Source organism: Spongiibacter sp. (genome assembly GCF_984394615.1).
The window spans coordinates 20,662-27,046 of sequence record NZ_CFHTQA010000046.1; the positions used below are offsets into that span (position 1 = coordinate 20,662).

General features: G+C 55.1%; 3 protein-coding genes and 1 pseudogene. 3 read left to right on the plus strand and 1 reads right to left on the minus strand.

Features of this window, described 5'->3' with window-relative positions; translation table 11 throughout:
- Positions 1-87: 87 nt before the first annotated feature.
- Entirely contained in the window at positions 88-2,445 is a 2,358-nt protein-coding gene (locus AC5DB9_RS14270) for a TonB-dependent receptor (protein WP_272992150.1), read from the plus strand.
- 125 nt (positions 2,446-2,570) lie between these two features.
- On the opposite strand, the pseudogene AC5DB9_RS14275 reads toward AC5DB9_RS14270, so the two are convergent.
- Positions 2,571-3,020, minus strand: a pseudogene (locus AC5DB9_RS14275) (IS3 family transposase); the annotation flags it as partial.
- 746 nt (positions 3,021-3,766) lie between these two features.
- Here AC5DB9_RS14275 and AC5DB9_RS14280 point away from each other — a divergent pair.
- Together AC5DB9_RS14280 and AC5DB9_RS14285 are read left to right on the plus strand one after the other, a co-directional pair.
- Entirely contained in the window at positions 3,767-5,383 is a 1,617-nt protein-coding gene (locus AC5DB9_RS14280) for an amidase (RefSeq protein WP_272992152.1), read from the plus strand.
- 404 nt (positions 5,384-5,787) lie between these two features.
- Positions 5,788-6,366 (plus strand): EAL domain-containing protein, encoded by a 579-nt coding sequence (locus AC5DB9_RS14285; protein WP_286855135.1) that lies wholly within the window; start codon positions 5,788-5,790, stop codon positions 6,364-6,366.
- The last annotated feature ends 19 nt before the right edge of the window (positions 6,367-6,385 follow it).

The window sequence follows — 6,385 nt, forward strand, 5'->3', positions numbered from 1 at the left end:
TCCAATGACACAGCTGGCACCGTTAAACAATCTCTCCCCGTCGCTTTGCGACACTATGGTTAACAATAATTCTAATAAGGAATGACTATGGTCCGCAGTAAATGGAGCGCTGCACTGGCGTTAGCCGCCTTGCCGGCTATCAGTGTGGCCGCAGAAGAGGGCGCCCGTGCGCAGCTTGAAGAAGTCATCGTCACGGCGCAAAAGCAGCAGCAAAGCCTGCAAGACGTACCGATTGCCGTGGCGGCTGTCGATGGCGCGAAAATCCGCGATGCCGGGCTTCAGCGCATCGAAGAACTGACCGCGTATGTACCTAACTTCAAAATGGCCGTCACCGGTCAGGGGAACGCCATTTATATACGCGGCGTTGGCTCCGGCGATAACCGGGGGTTCGAGCAGTCGGTAGGCATGTTTATCGACGGCATCTACGCCGGGCGCGGTCAGCAGTTTCAGTCGCCGTTTCTCGACATCGCCCTGGTGGAAGTGCTGAAAGGCCCACAGGGCACGCTGTTCGGTAAAAACACCATCGCCGGGGCGGTCAATATCAGCACCGCCCGGCCCAGTGACGAGTTGGGCGGCGAACTGGCTTACCAGTACAACCCCGAGATCGGTGCCCGTGAAGTCACCGCAATTATCAATACGCCACTGGGTGCTGGTTTCTCCGCCCGCGCCGCGTATAAGCGGCTGGAAGAAGACGGCTATGTCGATAACTTTATTCTCGACCGCGACGAGGCACAGCGTGCGGAGGACTCCATGCGTCTGGCGCTGCGTTGGGACGCCACCGACAAGCTGGACATGAACCTGAAGCTGGAAAAGTCCGACTTCGGCATTAATGGCACCACCTTCCAGCTCACCGACAATACCGGCACCTTTAACCTCTACCAGTCCAATATCTCGCTGCCGATCAGCTTGCCGATCAACCTGCCGTTTGCGCTGCTGTCTTTCAATCTGGAAGACGAGATTGACCCCCGCGAAGACGGGCGACTCGATCGCCGCAAATCCGACAAGCAGTTCGAGTGGCAACCCGCACTGACGCAGAACAACAGCGAGGCCGCCGTGTTTACCGTGGAGTATGCGCTCACTGACGCGGTCACGCTGACCAGTATCACCGGCTACTCCCACTTCGATTTTGTCTTCAATCTCGATGCCGACTTCACCGACCTGGAGTTTATCGGCACAGAAAATACCGAAGACTTCACCCAGATCAGCCAGGAATTCCGCATTGCGGGTTCGGTGGGCGAGCGGGTCGACTACATTGCGGGGGTCTACGCCCACCAGCAGGACCTCAACAGCACCCTGTGGCTGAACCTCGACTTCAACGCGCTCGGCATCCCAAGTACTTTGCTCGGCCTGTCGCTGCCCACCCAGCTCGCGACCTTCACCGAGTTCGAGCAGACGACGGACAGTCTCGCTGTATTCGGGCAGGCCACCTGGAACATCACCGACACCCTCAGCGCCACACTCGGTCTGCGCTGGGGTGAAGACGATAAAGAAGCCACCAAGTATCTGGACGTGGCCCAGTTCCGCTCCAAAGAGCGCAGCATCAACCCGCTGTACGCGATTATTGCCGGTGCGCTCAACAACTCGGAAAACCACGACATTGCCAACGAACGCAGCGTGGATAACGTCTCCCCGGCATTCAATATTCAGTGGTATGCCACCGAAGACGTGATGAGCTACTTCCGCTACGCCAAAGGCTTTAAAGATGGCGGCTTTAACGCCAGCGACACCACCGCCAGTCAGGACGCCTTTACCTACGAAGACGAAGAAGCCGATACCTTCGAGCTGGGTGTCAAAACCACCCTGTTCGACGGCGCCGCCACCTTCAATGCCGCCGCGTTCTACACCGAGTTTGCCAACCGTCAGGTGAGTAACTTCACCCTCACCGGCTATGTGGTGGGCAATGCCGCTGAATCGATCACCCAAGGCGTAGAGGCTGACTTCCGTATGGCGCTCAGCGAGCGTCTGACCGTCGGCGCCTCAATGGCCTGGTTGGACTCCTACTTCACCTCGTTCAAAGACGGCCCTTGTACCGCTGTGCAGACCGATGCCGCATTCCGTGCAGGTAACCCCGACTGTCGTCAGGACCTGTCGGGCGAGGGCACCGACTACGCGCCGGAAGTAACCGCCAGTCTCACCGGCCAATATGTCTACCCGATTGGCGATGTGATGGAACTGCGTCTGCAACTCGACCTGAACTACACCGACGAGTACTACACCACGCAGGACCGCGACGAAGCCGACGTGCAGGACGCCTTCTACAAAATCAACAGCCGTCTGTCGCTGATGCACTTCAAGCAGGGCTGGGAAATCGCTCTGCTGGGTAAAAACCTCACCAACGAAATTACCACCTCGCACGGCAACGACGTTCCCCTGTTTGTCGGTGCCCACTTCGCCTCAACCGATCCCCCGCGCAGCGTCGCCGTTGAAGGCGTATTGCGCTTCTGATCCAGCACAAACCAATCCGCTGACAGTCAGTTGAATCCCAGGCCCTCTCCAAGAGGGCCTTTTTGTTTTTGCTATGAATGTTGAGCGATCTGAAGAAAAACCCTTCGGAGTAGGTAATGTAGTGGTCAACTATTCCCGGACAGTGATTTAAGTTTTTCTTCCTTCGCCACAGGTGACAGCCCATCATTTGCAGCGTGTGGTCGGCGCTGGTTGTAGCAGGTCATCAGATACCAACCAATATCCATCGTCGCTTCCGCGATAGAGCGATAGCCGGTGTTCGGCACCCACTCCGTCTTCAGACTCCTGAACAACCGCTCCATCGGCGCGTTGTCCCAGCAATTACCTCGGCGACTCATGCTCTGTTCAAACCGGTAACGCCAAAGCCGCTGACGGAACCGCAGGCTGCTGTATTGCGAGCCCTGGTCTGAGTGAAACAGCACGCCACCAGGCTTACCTCTACGCCCATAAGCGTCCTCAACTGCCTTGATCGTCAGGTCGGCATCGGGCTTGTCCGATAACGCCCAGCCCACTACCCGGCGGGCATACAGATCAATAACCACCGCCAAGTAGGCCCAATGAGGCGGGGAGCCGCTCTACAGACGAAGTCAGAGCAAGCTGCTTCCAGGAGCGAACGGCCTCCCCGGTAACCGGTAAACCATAATCCATGTGACGTGTTGGTAACATACAAGGAGCGGTTTTAACCGCGATAAGGGCTCCAACAGATTGCATCGCCATCAGCGCTGTGGGCCATAGCTAAGCGCCTCGCACCATTCGCGACTAACAGCGTGCCCCGCGACCAGGGAGTGCCTTGGGTAAGTCGCTCCTACAAAAACACCTCGTGCCATCTGCAGGGCAACATCCCCCATCTCTCGTAGGACAGCGTGCCCCATGACCGCAGGGAATGTTTTGGGTAGGCGGGCCTGACCGCGAACGATACGCAGCCCCTACCGTTCGCTCAGGTCGCCCTCAGGCGGGCTCCTACAAGGGGCCACACTGTGCTACAAAAACACCTCGCGCCACTTGTAGGAGCGGTTTTAACCGCGATGGGAAGCCTCAACAGAGCCCAATGCTATATGCACCACCGGCCATAGCTCAGCGCCCCGAACCTTCGCGACTTAAGTCGCTCCTACAAAAACATGATCCCATGACTCGTAGGATAGCGGGCATGACCGCGAACAATCTGCTTATTTAATGAAACCTCCCCTTCATTTCAGCCCTCCGACACCCGACCTACCACTAAAACCAAGCCGCGAATCGTCCAGCTCGGTGGCACCATTATTGCTAGATAAAACCAGACTTTAACCAACCGAGGAAATTTTAAATGCGACCGAGTATCAAGCGCGTCTTCTCATCCACCTCTCTCGCCATCTCAGTAGCAGTTATTAGTGCTTGCGGTGGAGGCTCCAGTTCCTCAACCACCGGTTCGCTGCCAGATACTCCCGCGCCAACAACCTTTGAACTGCTTGAGGCCACCGTGGCGGATATCCATGCAGGCTTTCGCGGTGAACAAGTTGATGAATCCGGCCAAGCGCTTAGCTGCGTAGGCTTAGCCGAAAAGTACATTGAGCGCATAGAACGGCTCGACAATAATCCAGCAACCGGCCTACCCATCAATAGTATCGTTAGCATTAACCCCCAGTGGCGCGAACAGGCCACAGCACTTGATGAGGCCTTCGAAAAAGATGGCCTCACCGGCCCGCTGCACTGCGCACCCGTTTTATTGAAGGATCTCTTCGATACCTACGACTTCCCAACCACCGCATCGTCACGCGCACTCGCAGGCTCCCAGCCACCTGACGATGCCTTTACCGTTGCTCGACTGCGAGAGGCCGGCGCACTTATTTTGGGCAAAGCCGGCATGAGCGAATACGCATTCTGGATACAAAGTTTTAACAGCGTCTCTTTGCGAATTGGCACGCCCTATGACACCACCAAAGACGCCGGCGGCTCCAGTGGCGGCAGTGCAGCCGCCATTGCCGCCAACTTCGGCCTGCTTGGCACCGGCTCCGATACCTGCGCCTCAATACGCCTACCGCCCTCCAACAACTCCCTTGTCGGCGTGCGCTCCACCGTTGGATTAGTGTCACAAGATGGCCTAGTGCCACTCTCGCACACCATGGATGTAGGGGGCCCCATCACCCGAACGGTTCGTGACGCCGCGTTGATGCTGGATAGCATGGCAGCGGTAGATCCGGCCGACCCAAGAACCCATGCCGCAGAACGCCGGCAGCCAGCGAGCTATCTGGACTCCCTGGACAAAGATGGCCTGAAAGGAAAGCGCATTGGCGTGTTGCGCAGCTATGGCGGTACCGACGCCTTTGGCGACAATGCCGACGTGAATGCTGTGCTAGACCAAGCACTGATCGACTTAGCGGCTGCAGGTGCTGAAATTATTGATCCAATAACCCTTCCCGAGTTTGAGGATATTTCCAATACGCTTATTGTTCAGGAATTCGCCGATCACATGGATGAATACCTAGCGAGCTTCGCGGCCCCTCGCTCTGATACCGTCGACATATTCACCAGTGGTCTAGTGCACCCGTTTATCGAGGCACTCATTGGTGTAAGCCTTGCGGCGAGAGATACCAGCTCGCCCAGTTATATTGCAAAGCTCGAAAAACGTGAGGAACTGCGCAACTACGTTGAAAGCGAGATGGATGCACTCGACCTGGATGCCTTGGTTTACCCCCCAGTCCAACAACCTGCAAGAATTACCGGCACATCACAAACGAACAACTGCGGCTTTAGCAGCACCACCGCCATGCCTTCTATTGTCGTGCCCGCCGGTTTCTCAACTGATCAACCAGCGTTACCGATTGGAATAGAATTTTTTGGCCGACGCTGGGATGAGACCACACTGTTTAGTATCAGCTACGCTTACGAGCAAGCCACAAAGCACAGACGCCGACCCGAACTACCCGGCGACCCGTCTCTATAGCTCTACTTAAAATTACTTCTCTTAGCGATCTCCGGAAACTCGAAAGCAACCAACTGGAGGTCGTTGAGATGCCCAAATAAAAATACACAGCAGTGCACCTACCGACCCAGCTATGCCGCCCGAATATCGGCCAATATAGCAGCGCTCCAGCACCAAACTGGAGCAGCATTCAAGCAAGTAAATGTTCAAAAAATCAAGGCTCGCGCAGGATAATAAAAATTCACAAAATAAATATCCTGTCCATTAGCGCAACAATGTACTATGACACCCGTCACAAGTATCGCCACACGGCAAAATACCTGGCGAAAAAACCTTGACTCACCCTTCAGAGAAAAATCAGAAACCAGTGCTTTGGTCGTTAATTAGAGTACCACCACAAACAATCGACAAGGACATACCGCATCATGGACGATGTGCTCACTCAAGCTTTAGAGAATGAGCTTCTTAGCTTTTACCTCCAGCCCATAGTTTCGTTATCGACAAACTTATGCACCGGCTTCGAGCTACTTTCACGCTGCCCCGAGCTGGGGTTTACAAATTCCTCTCCTAGCGCTCATTTGTACAAAAGTGGGAACGACGACGCCCAGCTAAAGCACTTCCAGCTCTCTATTCAGCGCGCCATAGCAACTCAAAGAGCTTTAAGCTCCATTGGGTTCCAGACGTTAGCTGTTTTCGTCAATGTCGCAATTACCGACTTTTCTGTTGAAAACTGCCGCTGGGTCTCCAGCATGAGCAGGCATAGGCTCAAGGGTATATGCCTTGAGATATCAGAGCAGGTAGACACCTACCTAACTACCTCAATGATCCAGCGAATTCATAGGTTGCGCCATGACGGCGCAGCAATCGCTATCTACGACTACGGCATGGGGTACTCAAACGACTTGAGGACCGCTTCAATCCCCTTCGACTACATAAAACTGGACAAGCGATTTCTCTCTACGCCCAGATGTAGTGGTCAAGTAAAACTGGCCACGGGTTTATAAGTTTTCCAGTACATACTTT